This window comes from Acinetobacter sp. SWBY1, from assembly GCF_002946595.1.
In the GTDB taxonomy this organism is placed as follows: domain Bacteria; phylum Pseudomonadota; class Gammaproteobacteria; order Pseudomonadales; family Moraxellaceae; genus Acinetobacter; species Acinetobacter towneri.
Genome location: NZ_CP026616.1, coordinates 845,754 through 861,041, shown reverse-complemented (window position 1 = coordinate 861,041; position 15,288 = coordinate 845,754). Strand labels below are relative to the sequence as shown.

Below are 15,288 nucleotides of genomic sequence, written 5' to 3'. Positions count from 1 at the left end.
TATGTCAAAATATATTGCTATACGCCCTGAATTTTTTGCTCAAATACTCAGCTGGTTTTGCGCAAAAATTTATACGTCCTAACTTCTAAATAAAGGTGGAAAAATTGCAGCAGTTTGCTATTGGTCAACGTTGGTTATCAGACACAGAAACGGAATTAGGACTTGGTGTTCTGATTGATGTAGATGAGCGATCGGTCAGCATTTTATTCCCTAAAAGTGATGAAACCCGTGTCTATGCACGCAATAACGCACCTTTATCGCGTATCATTTTTAATGTAAATGATGAAGTTCAAGACCAAGAAGGCAATGTGTGGACGGTTGAATCGGTCGAAGACCGCCATGGCGTATTGCGTTATAACGTAGTGCGTCGTTTGCAAGATGGGAGTGAAGAAAAGAAATCACTGAATGAAACCCGTATTGGTGCAAGTATCCAACTTTCAAAACCATTAGACCGCTTGCTTGCTAGCCAAATTGACTATAAAGAATGGTACGACTTGCGTATTGAAGCCTTGTTGATGCAAGCCAATATGCAAAGTAGCCCACTGCGCGGCTTGGTGGGTTCGCGTGTAGGTTTGATTCCACATCAACTTTATATTGCACATGAAGTCGGTAAGCGTTTTGCGCCACGTGTCTTATTGGCAGATGAAGTTGGTTTAGGTAAAACCATTGAAGCAGGTTTGATCATCCATCAGCAACTCAAAACAGGACGTGCGGAACGTATCCTGATTTTGGTACCTGATTCGCTGCAATATCAGTGGATGATTGAAATGCGTCGCCGTTTCAATCTGCAATTCTCTTTGTTTGATTTAACCCGTACGGCATCTATTAAAGAACACGATCCTGACCTGAATCCATTCTTGACCGAACAATGCATCATTGCTTCAGTCGATTTAATGATTGACCACGATGACTTACGCGAACAAGCCCTAGAAGCAGGTTTTGATTTGCTGGTGGTCGATGAAGCGCATCACTTAATGTGGAGCGAAGAAGAAGGTGGTAATGACCGTTATGATCTGGTCGAAGAATTAGCTGAACAAACCGCAGGGGTGTTATTGCTCACTGCAACGCCTGAGCAACTGGGTGTAGAAAGCCATTTTGCGCGTTTACGTTTACTCGATCCGCAACGTTTTAGCTCGCTCGACCGTTTCTTGGATGAAGAAGCACAATATCAACATACGGCAAAAATTGCCGAAGTCCTAATGTCAGATGCAGCATTGGAAGAAAGCCATTTGGCTGCACTGGAAGGCTTGTTGGGACACCGCATAGAAGATAACCCTGAACAGCGTTTCCGTGCTATCCACGAATTATTAGACCGTCATGGTACAGGACGTATTTTGTTCCGTAATACCCGTGAAGCAATTCAAGGTTTCCCAGGCCGTGATTGTCAGCCTGCGCCGTTACCTGCACCAGAAAACTGGTCTAAAGATGGTAAGCTGCGTGAACAAATGTGGCCAGAAGAAGCGCAGCTTGATGGCGGTTGGATGGAAACTGACCCGCGCGTAATGTGGTTAATGGAGCGTTTGCGTAGCGACTTAAAACATAAAAAAGTGCTTTTAATTGCGCGTAGCGGCCCTGTGGTAGAAGCCCTTGAAAATGCGCTGCGCCTACATGCAGGTATTCGTACTGCAATGTTCCATGAAGGCATGAGCTTGTTGGAACGTGACCAAGCGGCAGCATATTTCGCAGAAGATTCTTATGGCGCACAAATTTTATTGTGTTCAGAAATTGGTTCTGAAGGACGTAATTTCCAGTTTGCTTCAGACCTGATTTTGTTTGACTTGCCTGCTAATCCTGACGTGTTAGAACAACGTATTGGTCGTTTAGACCGTATTGGTCAAGAAAACCGTATTCAAATTCATGTGCCGTATTTGGTGGGGACTGCGCAAGAGCGTATGTTCCGTTGGTATAACGAAGCACTCAATATTTTCAGCAATATTTCACCCACTGCACAAACCTTGCAGGAAAACTTTATTGTCGATTTAAAACACTGCTTACTTGCAGATTTAGGACAACAGTTTGAAGATTTACTGGAAGCAGTCAGTGTGCAGCGTGAAGCTTTGGAAGCAGAACTTCAAGCGGGTCGAGATCGTTTGTTGGAATACAACTCTTGCCGTCCTGTGGTGGCGCAGGAAATTGTACAAGCTTTAGAAGATTACGACGACAATACCACGTTGCCTATGTTTATGAAGCGCTTTATGGCATCGACCAATATTGACTTCGATGAACAAAGCAATGGCACGGTGATTATTAAACCAACTGATCAAATGCAAGTGCAAGGTTTGACCTTAGACGAAGAAGGCATGACCGCGACGTTCTATCGGGATCAGGCGCAAATTCGTGAAGATGCACAGTATTTGACCCTAGAGCATCCATTCACAGAAAGTGTGATGGAAATGATCAATACACAAGGTTTTGGTAGCACCAACGTTGCGGTATTAAAATCTGCCGCTTTGCCACAAGGTTCTGTGTTGCTCGAAGTCTGGTTCAAAGTGGATGTCATTGCACCTAAAGCCCTGAATTTGCCATCAAGCTTGCCACAGCAACTCATTCGTGTCTTATTGAGCGAAAAAGGGCAGGATTTATCGCAAAAAATTGCCCCTGAAATTTTAAAACCTTATTTACATCATTTAGATGGCAACAGTTGTCGTCAAGTGGTGAAAGCACGCCGTGACGCGATTGAAGCGCGTTATACACAGGCTTTGGAGTTGGCTAAAGCTGCATTGCCTGAATTTAAGCAACAAGCTAAAGATGTATATAGCAAAAAATGGCAATATGAAATTGACCGTTTAAGCTATTTGAAGCAATTTAACCCAAGTATTCGTGAAGATGAAATTACACGTTTACAGAAATTGCAAAAAGAAGGTGTTGCATTATTAGATGGTTTGTCGGTCACGCCTGAAGCAATTCAGGTGATGGTGGTGGTAAAGCCATAAAGAGTGCATTCAATACAGGTGTCTAGACGGTGTATTTGTATTGAGTCGGTTTTAATCAATCACTTTTTTAAATATTTGGCATCTTCTAAATTGCACGTTTTAAGTTGGGCATTGCGCCTCATTTTTACGGAGCAGTTTAGCGGGTGCTTTTTTAATATCGCAATAAAAATTTTGTGCGAGATTTTTCACATCACAGACTTAAACAAAGTAGCAACCAGTGCTTATGCGTCATTAAAATGACTCATAATTCATCTTTTTCAGCATTCCGGTCATTTGCAAAACCCAGTGGTATGCGTAGTTTAAAGGCTGTTGATCTTTTATCTATGATTGATGTGCCAAGTGTTGAATCTGTAAGCGCGTACGCATAGATCAAGTCACAGACCCGATATTCTTCTTTTAAGCGTATTTTAAATGACTAAAGCTGCAATTCATTTTACCCATGCCAATGGTATTCCTTCTGCCAGTTATCAAAAGTTTTTTCAATGTTTTGAAGCAGATTATCATTTAAAGGCAATTCCACTGATTGGTATGCAAGCAGAATTTCCTGTGACCTATAAGTGGACCTATTTGATTCATCAAGTGATTCAGGACATTGAGCAGCAGTTTCCAAAGCAACAAGTGATTGGTTTAGGGCATTCTTTTGGTTCATTATTAACCCTGATGTGTGCCTATCAGCGTCCAGATTTATTTTCTCAATTGATTATTATGGATCCACCTTTTGTGATTGGATCGAAGTCGGCATTATTTGAAATTTTACAAAAATTTAAACTGAAATATGTAGATCAACTCACACCTGCCGCCGTGACCATGAAGCGTCGAGATCATTGGGCTAGCCATGCAGAAGCCTATCAAGCTTTGCGGCATAACCGTTTATTTAAAAAATTTGATGCACAATGTTTTGAAGATTATTTTGCCAGCGGCATACAAGTCGATGCACAAAGAGGTGGTGTGACTTTAACAATTCCAAAACGGGTAGAAGCTGAAATTTTTAGAACCGTACCTGCATGGTGGTGGCGCACACCACGCAAAGCCCCAGATGTACCTGTGCATTTAATTACAGCAAGGCATAGCCCATTTTATTTGCAAGGTTTACCGCAAGGCATGCAAAAAACTTATGGAATTGAGTTTAGTGTGGTCGAGGGAGGACACATGTTTCCTTTGGAAAATCCTGAAACCACGGCAACACATGTGCAGCAATTAATTCAAAAACAACACGCTTAACAGCGAAGTCTAACAATTAAATGCTCAAACGGGCGTGACCTGATTCAGGAAAATCGCCCGATTTATCCTGTGTTATGTTAACGAATTTTGGCATCATCCAAATGTCGTGCACCTTCTAAAATCATGCGAATCATGGTCATGGTTTGTTCAGCGGTTTCTTTACGTTCAGTCGCAGGCATATCAATGACTTTGGCACCCATATTAAATACCAGTTGTGTAATGGCTTTGGCTGCAATGTCAGGATGCGCCAATTTGCTATTATTCAAACGTTCCAAACGAATTAAATCATCCTGCAATTCTTGCTGGAAATAATTCAATTGGCGCTCAACAGCTAGCTTATAAGAGGTTGAACCCGTATAACCTTCACGTAATAGCAGACTTAAATTGCCTTCATCGGTATCTAATTGTTCAATAAATACTTCAACCGAGCTGCGAATAATACTGTTTTGTTTAGATGCTTTTAAACGTGCTTCATGCAGAATTTGACGCAACACCACACCTGCACGATCAATCAGTTCAATCGCGAGTTCATCAATATCTTTAAAATGACGATAAAAACTGTTTGGTGCGATGCCTGCTTCACGTGCAACTTCACGTAAACTTAAAGATGCGATACTTTTTTGTGGGCCAATTAAATTTAATGCTGCCTGAAATAATTCTTGTTTGGTAATGGTAGCTTTACGCCCAACCGTACGCACGACAAGAGGCTCATGAACCGTTTCAGATTCTGGAAAAGTCACATCATGGTTTGTTTTCATGGCAGGCTGAGTCATATTTTCAATAATTTATAAGCTTAGAGGCATTATAGCGGTTGCGCCAGTACTTGTGAAATGATTAGAAACAATACAGGTGTATATACAAATATATATACATGTGTATAATAATTAAAATTTCATCGTGTGGTGCTGAATCATGCAGCTAACTGAAAAAAGAAAATCTCCCTTAACCAGTATTGCAACTGCAGTACTAGATCCTTATGCAGCAAATTTCTGGTTGCAAAAAATTAATCCATTATGGTCGGTGAATCAGTCACTCGGCAAAATTGTGAAAAAAGATATTGCCGCACAAGGTGTGGTGAGTTTCACTTTGCAATTCAATAAAAAACTCCAAGTTGGTGCAGCAGGGCAGCATCATCCTGTTTATGTGACAATTCAGGGCGTACGCTATGAGCGAACCTATAGTTTGACTCAGCTTGATGCACAACACGTTTTGTTGACAGTGAAAAAAGTTGATCAGGGCAAAGTCAGCACATGGCTGGTTGAGCAAGCCAAAGTTGGCGATACTTTAGAGTTTGGTGTGCCTTATGGTGATATGCAACTGCCTGCACAAGCCCAGCCTTTAATTCTATTGGCAGCGGGTAGTGGTATCACACCAATGTATAGTTTGCTACAAGACATGGCAAAATCTGGTCGTCTTGGTAGCACTCCAGTAACTTTGATGTATTGGGTAAAAACCTTTGCAGACGCAGCATTTAAAGCACAGTTTGAAGCATGGGCACAACAATATCCAAACTTTAAATTTCAAGTGTTTTATACCCAAGAGCCGAGTTTGAAACACAGTCGTTTAAATGCGGAACATCTACAAGACTTGGCAAATATGGATCAGAGCACCGTATTTGCATGTGGCCCATCTGGTTTTACTACTCAGGTTGAACAACTGTTTACTCAGGCTGCTGTGGTTAAAACAGAAGCTTTTAGCATGAGTCCTGTTTTAGGGGATGATGTGGGCTTGGTACAAGTCACCTTAACTAAATCTAAAAAGATTGTGACCATTCCAAAAGGCAAGTCCATTTTAGAAAGTCTGGAACAGCAAAATATTAAACCTAAATACGGCTGTCGTATGGGAATTTGCCATAAATGCGTATGCAACAAGGCTGAAGGTTCAACTAAAAACTTGGTCGATGGTGTTCAAAATAGCGAACCGAATACCCAATTGAAAATCTGCGTCAATTCAGCACAAACCGATTTAATTATTGATTTATAAGCGAGTTCCGATTATGAATATGCCAGTAAAAATAGAATATTTCCGCAATCCTAAAAACCGTGAACTCACTCAATTTGAATTAGATGAGCTTGCACGTGAATTAGACGCCATCAAACAAGAAGTTTTGGATGATATTGGTGAAAAAGATGCCAAATACATCCGCCGTGTTTACTCAACCATTCGTTATAGCTCAATGGCAGGTCGTGCCTTATTGTTCGCAGGATGGTTCCCGCCAGCATGGGTTTTGGGTACAGGTTTATTGGGCTTTGCCAAAATTATGGAAAACATGGAATTAGGTCATAATGTCATGCATGGTCAGTATGACTGGATGAATGATCCTAAATTCAATGGTGCAAGTTATGAATGGGATACGGTAGGTACTTCAGACAACTGGCGTCAAACCCATAACTTTAAACACCATACTTATACCAATATTAAAGGTATGGATGATGATATTGGTTATGGTTTGGTGCGTTTGTTCCCAGAACAACGTTGGAGATCAGGCTACTTATTGCAACCTTTATACAGCATTCCTTTCTGCTTACTGTTCCAATGGGGTGTTGCAATTCAGAATTTAGAAATTGGTAAAATTTTGAATGGCCGTAAAAGCAAAGCCCAAGCTAAAAAAGAATGGCAACCTATGCAGAAGAAAATCGGAAAACAATTGTTTAAAGATTATGTGTTCTTTCCATTGATTGCAGGCCCTTCGGCTTTACCAGTGTTTACAGGGAACTTGGTTGCGAATGGTATTCGTAATATTTGGACATTCAGCATTATTTTCTGCGGTCACTTTACGAAGGATGTAGAAGTATTTCCAAAGTCTGTGATGCAAAACGAAAGCCGTGGTCACTGGTATATGCGTCAAATTCGTGGTTCATCGAATCTTACAGGTTCTGAAGCATTCCACATTTTGACAGGACATTTAAGCCATCAAATTGAACACCATTTATATCCAGATATTCCTGCACGTCGCTATCGTAAAATGGCACCAAAAGTACAAGCTGTGTGTGAAAAGTATGGCTTGAACTACAACAATGCGAGCTTAGTTAAACAGTACGGCAGTGTGCTTAAACGTATTGTGAAATATGCTTTTCCATTTAAGAAATAAGTGACTTGCAAATGAGCTGTTTAGTACGAATAGATTAAGTGATTGATCTTGGTTTAAAACTATACTTCTATTTTGAATTAGAGGTGATGCTGTAAAGTGTCACCTTTTTTATTGCTTTAGGTGTTGTAGTCGTTATTTTTATGCAGAATCATCAGCTATTTTATTAAGAGAAAACTCTATTTTTATTTTCTATTCTGGGTATAAAAAAGTAATCACCATAGGCGGCATCCGCTACATGTAACTTAAAAAACCCACAATTCAAATTGTGGTTTTATTATATCATTCATCAAAATCAAGCCAGTTTTTTATAAGTTACAATTTCTGGCAATGAATGATCACTACCCACCATATAAGAATAAGTCGCTAAACTCAGCATGGCATCATCTTCATCACTATTACCATACGCATAAATAGCTGCATAATTTTCTAAATCATATTGTTCTAAAATCCGTATTTTCTTTTGTTCCCGACTACAATCAGGTGTTGAATATTGCCCTGTGAATTGTAGATTTTTAATTTCTGTTTCAGTACAAAGCAAATCGACATTTAACTGCTGACAAATATATTGCAAATAAATATCCACACTGGCAGAAACAATCACCACATCATCACCATTGAATTGATGCTGTTTTAATTGTTGTAACAGTTGTGGGTTAAGGTCATGCATTAAATCTACTGCGTAACGCTGTGCAAGTGCTAATATTTCAGCTGTACTTGCGTCTTTGAACATGGCATTAAACAATTTAGGGCGCATGGCATGTGCAGGATAGACTTTTAAATAAAAGGCCTGAATCCACGGTAAGGTTTTTAAACCTTGTTTGATAATGTGTCGTTTAGATAACGCATAGAAAATGAACCCCGTAAAACTGTCTTTGCTGCACAGGGTTCCATCAAAATCAAATAAGGCTAAATTTTTATATTTTTGGCTTTTTGCATGCATGTTTTATAACGTCCATTGACTCGCGTAGCAAACCAATTGGTGTTGTAATCTCGACTCAGTTTAGGCCCTGAAATGACCACTTGCGGCATCATGGCATAAAATGGCTCTTTGCCCGTTTGTGCTTTATAAAGTTTTGTAACCGCTAAATAGGTTGCAGTGTCTTCAAATTTCTTTTCTTTTTCTTTTTTTAAGTCTGCACGAATTTGTCGTGGTGTAACCAAAATATTATGTTTGGCAAAAACAGCAATTAATTCACGTTCTGATTCACTCTTTGCATTACGCACACCGCCATCTTTAGCGTAAAGAAGTAAATCACCATCTAAATCGAGTTCAGCTTCGGTTAAATCATTCAGCATACTTTGGAATGCAGCATTGCGGCTCGAATACATGCCCGAGTTATAGTCAGCAAAACGGTATAGCGGTTGATCATAGTCAGCAGGGTACATCATTAAACGATGAATCCCATAATATAAGCCACCATACTGGGTATATAGATCACTGCGTAACTCTGCGATGTTACCACTTTGACGTTTATGCTCTTTGGCATAGCTAATATGCACTTGCATAGAACCTAAAGTGGTAATTGGATTAAGTTTTTCACCAATATTTTGACCAAACAGTTTGGCAGCACCTGTTAGTGCGGAAACATGATAATGCTTTGCCATGTAGTCAAAAATTTCACGGTATAGTTCATCTAATTCACGTTCAGTTTTTACCCGACGCATTTGACTCAAATAGTTATCTTCAGGGCTAGGGTGGTTTTTCAGCACATCCTGAAAATAGCCTGCAACCGTGCCGCCAATTGCTTCGCCCAGTTTGTCTTTAAATTTTTCATCTAAACGATCTTGCACTTCTTTAACAGCTTTTTCACCCAAACCATAAACTTGTGGGTCTGCTACAAAGTTAGATTCCTGATCAACCACAGCAATAATGGTGCACATATTTTCTTTAGTTTGTGGAATACCCAATTGCTCAGAAATATCATAAATATCTTTAGCCCAAGCACTGCGTTCACTGACACGGTTAGGAATCAGTTTGCGAATGTGTTCTGCTTCCAAGGTCGGCTCATTGTCCTTAGACCACCATGCGCTGTCTCCACAGGCTGCTAAGCTTATGGATAAGGCGAGCACGCTGAAGGGTTTCATCAAAGAAGTGAATACAGTGTCTTTCATAGATAGGGAAAACTCTTTCCAAATGGATGAGCCCAAAGGGCAGATGCAGTATACTATGCCAATCATTAAAGTTAAGAATATATATGTATATTGGTCCCTATCAACTGTCAAATAATTTGATTGTTGCCCCAATGGCAGGTGTTACTGATCGGCCATTTCGCTCACTGTGCAAATACTTTGGTGCTGGGCATGCGGTCAGTGAAATGATGACGTCTGACAAAACTTTGCGCATGAGTAAAAAGAGTTTGTATCGTGCCAATTTTGATGGGGAGATTGCGCCAATTTCTGCACAAATTGCTGGTTCAGATCCGCATGATTTGGCGGAAGCAGCACGCTATCAGGTGGCCAACGGGGCACAAATTGTTGATATTAATATGGGCTGTCCTGCCAAAAAAGTCTGTAATAAATTGGCGGGGTCTGCCTTATTACAAGATGAAGACTTGGTGGCACGCATTTTAGATACTGTCGTTGCTGCGGTTGATGTACCTGTAACCCTTAAAACCCGTTTGGGTTTTTTAAATGGTCAGGAAAATATCTTACGTGTGGCAAAGCGTGCGGAACAAGCTGGTATTGCCGCTTTAGCTTTGCATGGTCGTACCCGTGAAGATATGTATTTAAACCGTGCACGTTATTCACTGATTAAAGAAGTGAAAAGTATGCTCAATATTCCTGTGATTGCCAATGGTGATATTGATAGTCCTGAAAAAGCCAAATATGTCTTGGATTATACAGGCGTAGATGCGATTATGATTGGACGTGCTGCGCAAGGACGTCCGTGGATTTTTCGAGAAATCGCACATTATTTAGCAACAGGTGAGCATCTATCAGCACCGAGCATTGCAGAAGTTCAAAAAGTATTACTCGGACATTTAGCCGAGCTGTATGAGTTTTATGGTGAATATTCAGGTTGTCGCATTTCACGTAAACATATTGCTTGGTACACCAAAGGTTTACGTTCAAGTAATGAATTTCGTCAAAGTATGTATCAAGTAGAAAGTACGGCAGAGCAATATAAAGTAGTGGAAGATTACTTTAATCAGCTACTTGCGCATGGTGAAATCATGAGTGATGTGCAGGTTGAAGCGGTGAACTTATTAGATACAAAGTAAAAAATTAAAACTCAACCGTGATACACGGTTGAGTTTTCTGTACCTATATTTAGCGTGCGTGAATCATTTCCAAAACCAACTGATTAATTAAATCTGCGGCCTCTAATTCACGAATTTGGCTAACATTACTGCCTGCCCAGAATGGCGCATAACCTTGCTCACCATGTTTGACTGCTGCTGCATGTAATTGTTTGGCGAGATCGTAAGTGTATGGATAGCTAGGCACAGCGATACGATTAGGTGTATCAATCTTTGTGTGCCAGTGATTAATCAAACCACGTGCAGGACGTCCAGAAATACTTTCTGTAATTTGGGTGATGTTTTGTTGGAACAAAGCTTGCCGATAAGCCGCATTGGCATTTGAACTTTTACATTGCACAAACGCGGTACCCAGTTGTACGGCAGAAGCGCCAAGGCTAAGCATGTGTTTGGCCTGCTGACCATTCATAACTCCACCTGCAGCGACCACAGGTATTGCGCAATGCTGATGAATCAGTTGCACTAAGTCACTGGTTTTCACAGCACTATCAAATGCCTGATTAAAAACACCTCTGTGCCCACCAGCTTCAATCCCTTGCGCAATAATAATATCAATTCCTGCTGCTTCAATTGCCTGAGCTTCGGCTAAATTTGTAGCAGAAACCATGGTGATGATTCCTGCATCTTTTAATGCTTGAATTTGATGCTCATGTGGAATTCCAAAATGAAAACTTACTGCTTGTGGTTGGGTTTCCAAAACCAGATTTAAATAATCATTATGGTCTTTAAAGCTTGGATAAATACATTTTAGTTGTGCAGGTGGGGTGACATCATATTGGGCAAAAACTGGCGCAAACTGTGCAATCCATGCCTGCGCAATCTGTTCATTGAGCGGTGTGGTTTCATGGCAAAAGAAATTCACTTGAAATGAATTGTCGGTGAGGGCCTGAGTTTGAATGATTTGTTCACGCGCAGCTTCGACTGTATGTGCGCCTAAACCAAGCGAGCCTAATCCACCTTGATTAGAAACTTCTGCAGCAAGTTCAGGGGTTGAAACACCCGCCATTGGAGCAAGAAAAATAGGATGTTTTATATTCAGTTGTTTTAATAAAGCCATATTATTTACTCCAGTTTTTATCTACTTTGCCCAAGTCTATAAAAATTGGCAAATCATATTCATCATTTATTCTAGAAATATCAGCACTAAACTTTAACTATGTAGGAGGGGGAAAGTACAGGTTCGTTTTAGTCATTCTTTTCACTTTTTTTCAGGCATAATGTCTAACAAGTGTGAAATGATTGAGTAAATAAATGAAACCATTAGTTTACGGTGCTTTACTTACTGTGCTGGGTTTAGTGGCTTGTCGTGAAGAACCAAAAGTACAGCAAGTTGATCCTCAAAAATATCAGGTGCAGGATGCAGTAGCATTGCAGCAACGTATAGATGCTTTAAATACTAAATTAGCTCAAGATTTTAAGCAGTTCAAACAAGTGGAAAGCATTGCGTTTTCACATCAATTTCCATTAGATGTAAATAACCTGCGAAGTTTAAATCAGCATCTCGTGAGCAGTACTGCGTTGAAGCCGACTAAAATTGCATATTGTGACATGATGAATGGCTATTTTTCAGAGTTGTATCGGTTGGGGCATTACAATCTAGCGTTGCTAAAAGATGTGCAATTGCCGCAAGCTGAAAAAGAGAATTTGCCGGCTAACTTTGCAAGTCCTGAAGCATATTATGATTTTATTTTGAATCGCTATACCAGTTACCGACAAGTCCAGCAGACGATGGGTTATGGTTGCAATTTAAAGGCAGCTTTATAGTAGGCAATGGGAGCTTTCTACATAGTCTAATAGAAGATGTACTTTAGATGTTGAAATGAAACGTGTCACATAAAACACCGACATTAAAATCAAAAAACTCCTGAGCAGAGACTCAGGAGTTTTTTTATTGACACAATCAATTATTGTTGTGCTTTTTCTTTTACGTTTGCAGCACCTTGTTCAACAGCACCCGCTGTTGCAGCAGTCGCATCTTTTGCAGCTTGAACAGTTGCATCGGCAGCATTTTCAGTTGCAGTTGCAATATTGTGGGCAGCATTTTCAGTCGCTTCAGCAGCATTATCTACAGCTGTTGCTGTAGCGGCAGCAGCCTCATGAGTTGCATCTTCAGCCTCATGTGCCGCTTGAGCTGCAGCATTTTCTAAGTGCTCACCTGTGGTTGCCCCAGTTTCAGGTGCTTTTTCTTTTGCACAACCAACAAGCGCTACAGTTGCAGCAAGACCTAAAGCAAGAAGTAGTTTATTCATTATCATGTTTCCTTTTTTTACATCCACTTAAGATGGGATAAAGCGAATATAACTAAAAAATATACAGCCTGATACGCATAATTGTTCAATAAATGTAATAGTTTTTAGCCTAAATAGTGTCTATGGGGTCGATCTTTATGTGTTATGCCCAGGTTGCTTGGGGGGAGAGTGTGTTGAATAAAGCTGTATTGTATTGATAAGCAGAAATTCATTTTTTATTGTACATTGTTGCTGTTTAGTTGAAGAAGGACAGCACAATGCTTAAAAAAGGGATTTATCAACATTATAAAGGGCAATTGTATCAAGTGCTGCATGTGGCTACACACAGTGAAACCCAAGAGAAATTGGTGGTTTATCAATGCTTATATGGCGATTATTCTATTTGGGCCAGACCGCTTGATATGTTCACGGAGAGTATTACTTTGGATGATGACCGTGAACAGGAACGCTTTAAATTGATTCAAGAAGTGTATTAATATTTGAAGTTATTTACCTATTTAAAACGATCCAATCTATTTTTAGATTGGATCGTTATGTGGATGCTCAAAGTTTAATAAAATCAATTATTGAATGGAAATACGGTTAAAGCTTAAATCGTATGCTAAATATTTACTCACAAAAGCTGCTTTATCACTGCGTCTTAATAAGTTGTCATAAATAAATTGTGGTACAGGATGGAATAAATCCCCAGAGCCATTTTCGTAAAATATTTTTAAATAACGTGAAGATGCACTGTATGTCCAGGATGTCACGACAAGTGTTTTATCCATAAGCAACTCCTTTGTTTTTTATATTATTTTTCACAGATTTAATCTGCTTATTTTGAACATAAGTGAAGTGTGAAATAAAAAGTATTACAGAATTGTAAAAATAGATTTGATCTTATTTTATGCTGTGTTGTTGATCAAAGTTATAAAACCACATCATAAGATGTGGTTTTTATAAATCTGCTTTCTTACTTTTTAAAGCATTATAAATGACGACATTGGTCTTCTTTATCGCCAGAAACGCGATTAGAACCGCCAGTAGGTTTTTGGCGATTATCTTCGCATTCTAAATTACCAGAAACACGATTATTTTTAACAATAATACTGCCAGTATTGTCTTTTAGCTGAATATTGCCATCGACACGATTGGAGCTGAGTTGAATATTTCGGCCATCTTCTAATTGAATGTTGCCATCAATACGGTTGGCCTGAGCATTTACTCGGCTAAATTGTCCTTTAGATTCTAAGTTGCCATCAATACGGCTATTTTTGATTGTGGCTTGTGCACTGCTATGCAGCATGACATTGCCTTTAACAGTAACATTATCTAGGGTGCATAACTTTTGAATTTTTACATTATCATCAATGGTACGATTTTTAATGGTGCCATTGCAGTTTACATCTGCCAATGCAGGCACGGAAAGTGCCAGTAAAAGTCGAAAGTACCAATAATTTTTTCATAGAACCGCCCTCATAAATTACAACTTAAAAATCAAATGTACCATGTGCTGGCTATTTTGTACTCAATCTAGTTTACGATTCAATGATGAATAAATTAGGTAGAAAAGTGGAGTTTTTATGCATTACTGTAAACAAACAGCTTTAACAAAAAAACCACGCCTAAGCGTGGTTTTTTGTGAGTAGTAAAATCTAAAACTTAGATTTTACCTACTAGGTCGATAGATGGGGCTAAAGTTGCATCACCTTCTTTCCATTTAGCTGGGCATACTTCACCTGGGTGAGCGTGAACGTATTGAGCCGCTTTAACTTTACGAAGAAGTTCTTGAGCATCACGGCCAATACCGCCAGCATTGATTTCGATGATTTGGATTTTACCTTCTGGATCAATTACGAAAGTACCACGGTCAGCAAGACCAGCAGATTCGATTAATACTTCGAAGTTTTTAGAAAGCGTCCAAGTTGGGTCGCCAACCATTACGTATTGGATTTTTTTGATTTCTTCTGAAGAATCGTGCCAAGCTTTGTGCGTGAAGTGAGTGTCAGTAGAAACTGCATAGATTTCAATGCCTAATTTTTGGAATTCTGCGTAGTTGTCTGCAAGGTCACCAAGCTCAGTTGGGCAAACGAAAGTGAAGTCAGCAGGGTAGAAGAATACTACAGACCATTTGCCTTTAAGATCAGCTTCAGTTACTTCAATGAATTGACCGTTGTGGTATGCATTTGCTTTAAATGGTTTAACTTCAGTATTAATTAAGCTCATCATTGTCTCCATGATTAAGGTTTGTATTTCGTTGGCAATAGAGTATCTAATTTTGTTTTATTGCTGAAATGGTATTTTTACATTACTAGCATCGGAAAAACAAATGAGTATGTAAAAAGCGTACACTTTCATCACAGCATTATTGAGTCTTTATTAGGCCTCAAAATGATGATGATTGCATGACAACCTATTTTTCAGGTTCAAATACAACCCATTTCAAGCAATTGGTGAACATACATCTATGTGGGGATGCTATTTTGAAATTCAAGGGGGGATTTAAAACTTTTTAAATACGCATTCTAAATCACTGTTCTTTCGCTTAAAGG

The 15,288-nt window shown here is 39.5% G+C and carries 15 protein-coding genes; 7 read left to right on the top strand and 8 right to left on the bottom strand.

Translation table 11 applies throughout. The features are described from left to right. Positions 1–95: 95 nt before the first annotated feature. Both rapA and C3Y93_RS04255 read left to right on the top strand, forming a co-directional pair. Entirely contained in the window at positions 96–2,933 is a 2,838-nt protein-coding gene (gene rapA, locus C3Y93_RS04260) for an RNA polymerase-associated protein RapA (protein WP_104852177.1), read from the top strand. A 411-nt stretch (positions 2,934–3,344) separates the two neighbouring features. Then, complete coding sequence (locus tag C3Y93_RS04255; RefSeq protein WP_104852176.1) at positions 3,345–4,154, top strand: alpha/beta fold hydrolase; 810 nt, start codon at positions 3,345–3,347, stop codon at positions 4,152–4,154. A 77-nt stretch (positions 4,155–4,231) separates the two neighbouring features. Here C3Y93_RS04255 and fabR read toward each other — a convergent pair whose 3' ends face one another. After that, positions 4,232–4,912 carry an HTH-type transcriptional repressor FabR gene (gene fabR / locus C3Y93_RS04250; RefSeq protein ID WP_171287383.1) on the bottom strand — a complete coding sequence of 227 codons (681 nt, stop codon included), beginning with the start codon at positions 4,910–4,912 and terminating at the stop codon, positions 4,232–4,234. 154 nt (positions 4,913–5,066) lie between these two features. On the opposite strand from fabR, the gene C3Y93_RS04245 reads away from it, so the two are divergent. Beyond that, on the top strand, positions 5,067–6,137 hold the full coding sequence (locus C3Y93_RS04245) for a ferredoxin reductase (RefSeq protein WP_104852174.1): 1,071 nt from the start codon (positions 5,067–5,069) through the stop codon (positions 6,135–6,137). A gap of 13 nt (positions 6,138–6,150) precedes the next feature. Continuing rightward, positions 6,151–7,245 carry a fatty acid desaturase family protein gene (locus C3Y93_RS04240; protein ID WP_096900933.1) on the top strand — a complete coding sequence of 365 codons (1,095 nt, stop codon included), beginning with the start codon at positions 6,151–6,153 and terminating at the stop codon, positions 7,243–7,245. A gap of 292 nt (positions 7,246–7,537) precedes the next feature. Here the strand turns inward: C3Y93_RS04240 and C3Y93_RS04235 are convergent, their stop codons facing one another. After that, the gene (locus C3Y93_RS04235; protein ID WP_104852173.1) at positions 7,538–8,185 is read right to left on the bottom strand and encodes an HAD-IB family phosphatase; all 648 of its coding nucleotides are present in this window, start codon (positions 8,183–8,185) and stop codon (positions 7,538–7,540) included. Next, positions 8,152–9,357 carry a DUF1615 family protein gene (locus C3Y93_RS04230; protein ID WP_104852172.1) on the bottom strand — a complete coding sequence of 402 codons (1,206 nt, stop codon included), beginning with the start codon at positions 9,355–9,357 and terminating at the stop codon, positions 8,152–8,154. Before C3Y93_RS04230 ends, C3Y93_RS04235 begins: the two co-directional genes overlap by 34 nt. Before the next feature lie 83 nt (positions 9,358–9,440). Here C3Y93_RS04230 and dusB point away from each other — a divergent pair, with 83 nt between their 5' ends. Then, on the top strand, positions 9,441–10,466 hold the full coding sequence (gene dusB, locus C3Y93_RS04225; protein WP_104852171.1) for a tRNA dihydrouridine synthase DusB: 1,026 nt from the start codon (positions 9,441–9,443) through the stop codon (positions 10,464–10,466). Positions 10,467–10,515: 49 nt separating this feature from the next. Here dusB and C3Y93_RS04220 read toward each other — a convergent pair whose 3' ends face one another. Further along, entirely contained in the window at positions 10,516–11,562 is a 1,047-nt protein-coding gene (locus tag C3Y93_RS04220; protein WP_104852170.1) for an NAD(P)H-dependent flavin oxidoreductase, read from the bottom strand. A gap of 194 nt (positions 11,563–11,756) precedes the next feature. Here C3Y93_RS04220 and C3Y93_RS04215 point away from each other — a divergent pair, with 194 nt between their 5' ends. Then, positions 11,757–12,269, top strand: a complete 513-nt coding sequence (locus tag C3Y93_RS04215; protein WP_104852169.1) for a hypothetical protein — start codon at positions 11,757–11,759, stop codon at positions 12,267–12,269. A gap of 140 nt (positions 12,270–12,409) precedes the next feature. Here the strand turns inward: C3Y93_RS04215 and C3Y93_RS04210 are convergent, their stop codons facing one another. Next, positions 12,410–12,754 carry a hypothetical protein gene (locus C3Y93_RS04210; protein WP_104852168.1) on the bottom strand — a complete coding sequence of 115 codons (345 nt, stop codon included), beginning with the start codon at positions 12,752–12,754 and terminating at the stop codon, positions 12,410–12,412. A gap of 257 nt (positions 12,755–13,011) precedes the next feature. Between C3Y93_RS04210 and C3Y93_RS04205 the strand changes: the two genes are divergently transcribed. Then, positions 13,012–13,230, top strand: a complete 219-nt coding sequence (locus C3Y93_RS04205) for a DUF1653 domain-containing protein (protein WP_004973051.1) — start codon at positions 13,012–13,014, stop codon at positions 13,228–13,230. Between the two features lie 87 nt (positions 13,231–13,317). Here the strand turns inward: C3Y93_RS04205 and C3Y93_RS04200 are convergent, their stop codons facing one another. The 3 genes from C3Y93_RS04200 to ahpC all read right to left on the bottom strand — a co-directional run bounded on the left by C3Y93_RS04200 (position 13,318) and on the right by ahpC (position 14,962). Further along, complete coding sequence (locus C3Y93_RS04200) at positions 13,318–13,524, bottom strand: KTSC domain-containing protein (protein WP_104852167.1); 207 nt, start codon at positions 13,522–13,524, stop codon at positions 13,318–13,320. 200 nt (positions 13,525–13,724) lie between these two features. Continuing rightward, positions 13,725–14,159, bottom strand: a complete 435-nt coding sequence (locus tag C3Y93_RS04195) for a right-handed parallel beta-helix repeat-containing protein (protein ID WP_228153784.1) — start codon at positions 14,157–14,159, stop codon at positions 13,725–13,727. A gap of 239 nt (positions 14,160–14,398) precedes the next feature. Continuing rightward, positions 14,399–14,962, bottom strand: coding sequence for an alkyl hydroperoxide reductase subunit C (gene ahpC, locus C3Y93_RS04190; RefSeq protein WP_104852165.1), 564 nt, complete (start codon positions 14,960–14,962; stop codon positions 14,399–14,401). Positions 14,963–15,288 lie beyond the last annotated feature (326 nt).

Bases quoted from the DNA above. Each gene is read 5' to 3' on its own strand.
- C3Y93_RS04255 (WP_104852176.1), top strand. From the start codon at position 3,345: ATGACTAAAGCTGCAATTCATTTTACCCATGCCAATGGTATTCCTTCT.
- fabR (WP_171287383.1), bottom strand. From the start codon at position 4,912: ATGAAAACAAACCATGATGTGACTTTTCCAGAATCTGAAACGGTTCAT.
- C3Y93_RS04245 (WP_104852174.1), top strand. From the start codon at position 5,067: ATGCAGCTAACTGAAAAAAGAAAATCTCCCTTAACCAGTATTGCAACT.
- C3Y93_RS04240 (WP_096900933.1), top strand. From the start codon at position 6,151: ATGAATATGCCAGTAAAAATAGAATATTTCCGCAATCCTAAAAACCGT.
- C3Y93_RS04235 (WP_104852173.1), bottom strand. From the start codon at position 8,185: ATGCATGCAAAAAGCCAAAAATATAAAAATTTAGCCTTATTTGATTTT.
- C3Y93_RS04230 (WP_104852172.1), bottom strand. From the start codon at position 9,357: ATGAAAGACACTGTATTCACTTCTTTGATGAAACCCTTCAGCGTGCTC.
- dusB (WP_104852171.1), top strand. From the start codon at position 9,441: ATGTATATTGGTCCCTATCAACTGTCAAATAATTTGATTGTTGCCCCA.
- C3Y93_RS04220 (WP_104852170.1), bottom strand. From the start codon at position 11,562: ATGGCTTTATTAAAACAACTGAATATAAAACATCCTATTTTTCTTGCT.
- C3Y93_RS04215 (WP_104852169.1), top strand. From the start codon at position 11,757: ATGAAACCATTAGTTTACGGTGCTTTACTTACTGTGCTGGGTTTAGTG.
- C3Y93_RS04210 (WP_104852168.1), bottom strand. From the start codon at position 12,754: ATGAATAAACTACTTCTTGCTTTAGGTCTTGCTGCAACTGTAGCGCTT.
- C3Y93_RS04205 (WP_004973051.1), top strand. From the start codon at position 13,012: ATGCTTAAAAAAGGGATTTATCAACATTATAAAGGGCAATTGTATCAA.
- C3Y93_RS04200 (WP_104852167.1), bottom strand. From the start codon at position 13,524: ATGGATAAAACACTTGTCGTGACATCCTGGACATACAGTGCATCTTCA.
- ahpC (WP_104852165.1), bottom strand. From the start codon at position 14,962: ATGAGCTTAATTAATACTGAAGTTAAACCATTTAAAGCAAATGCATAC.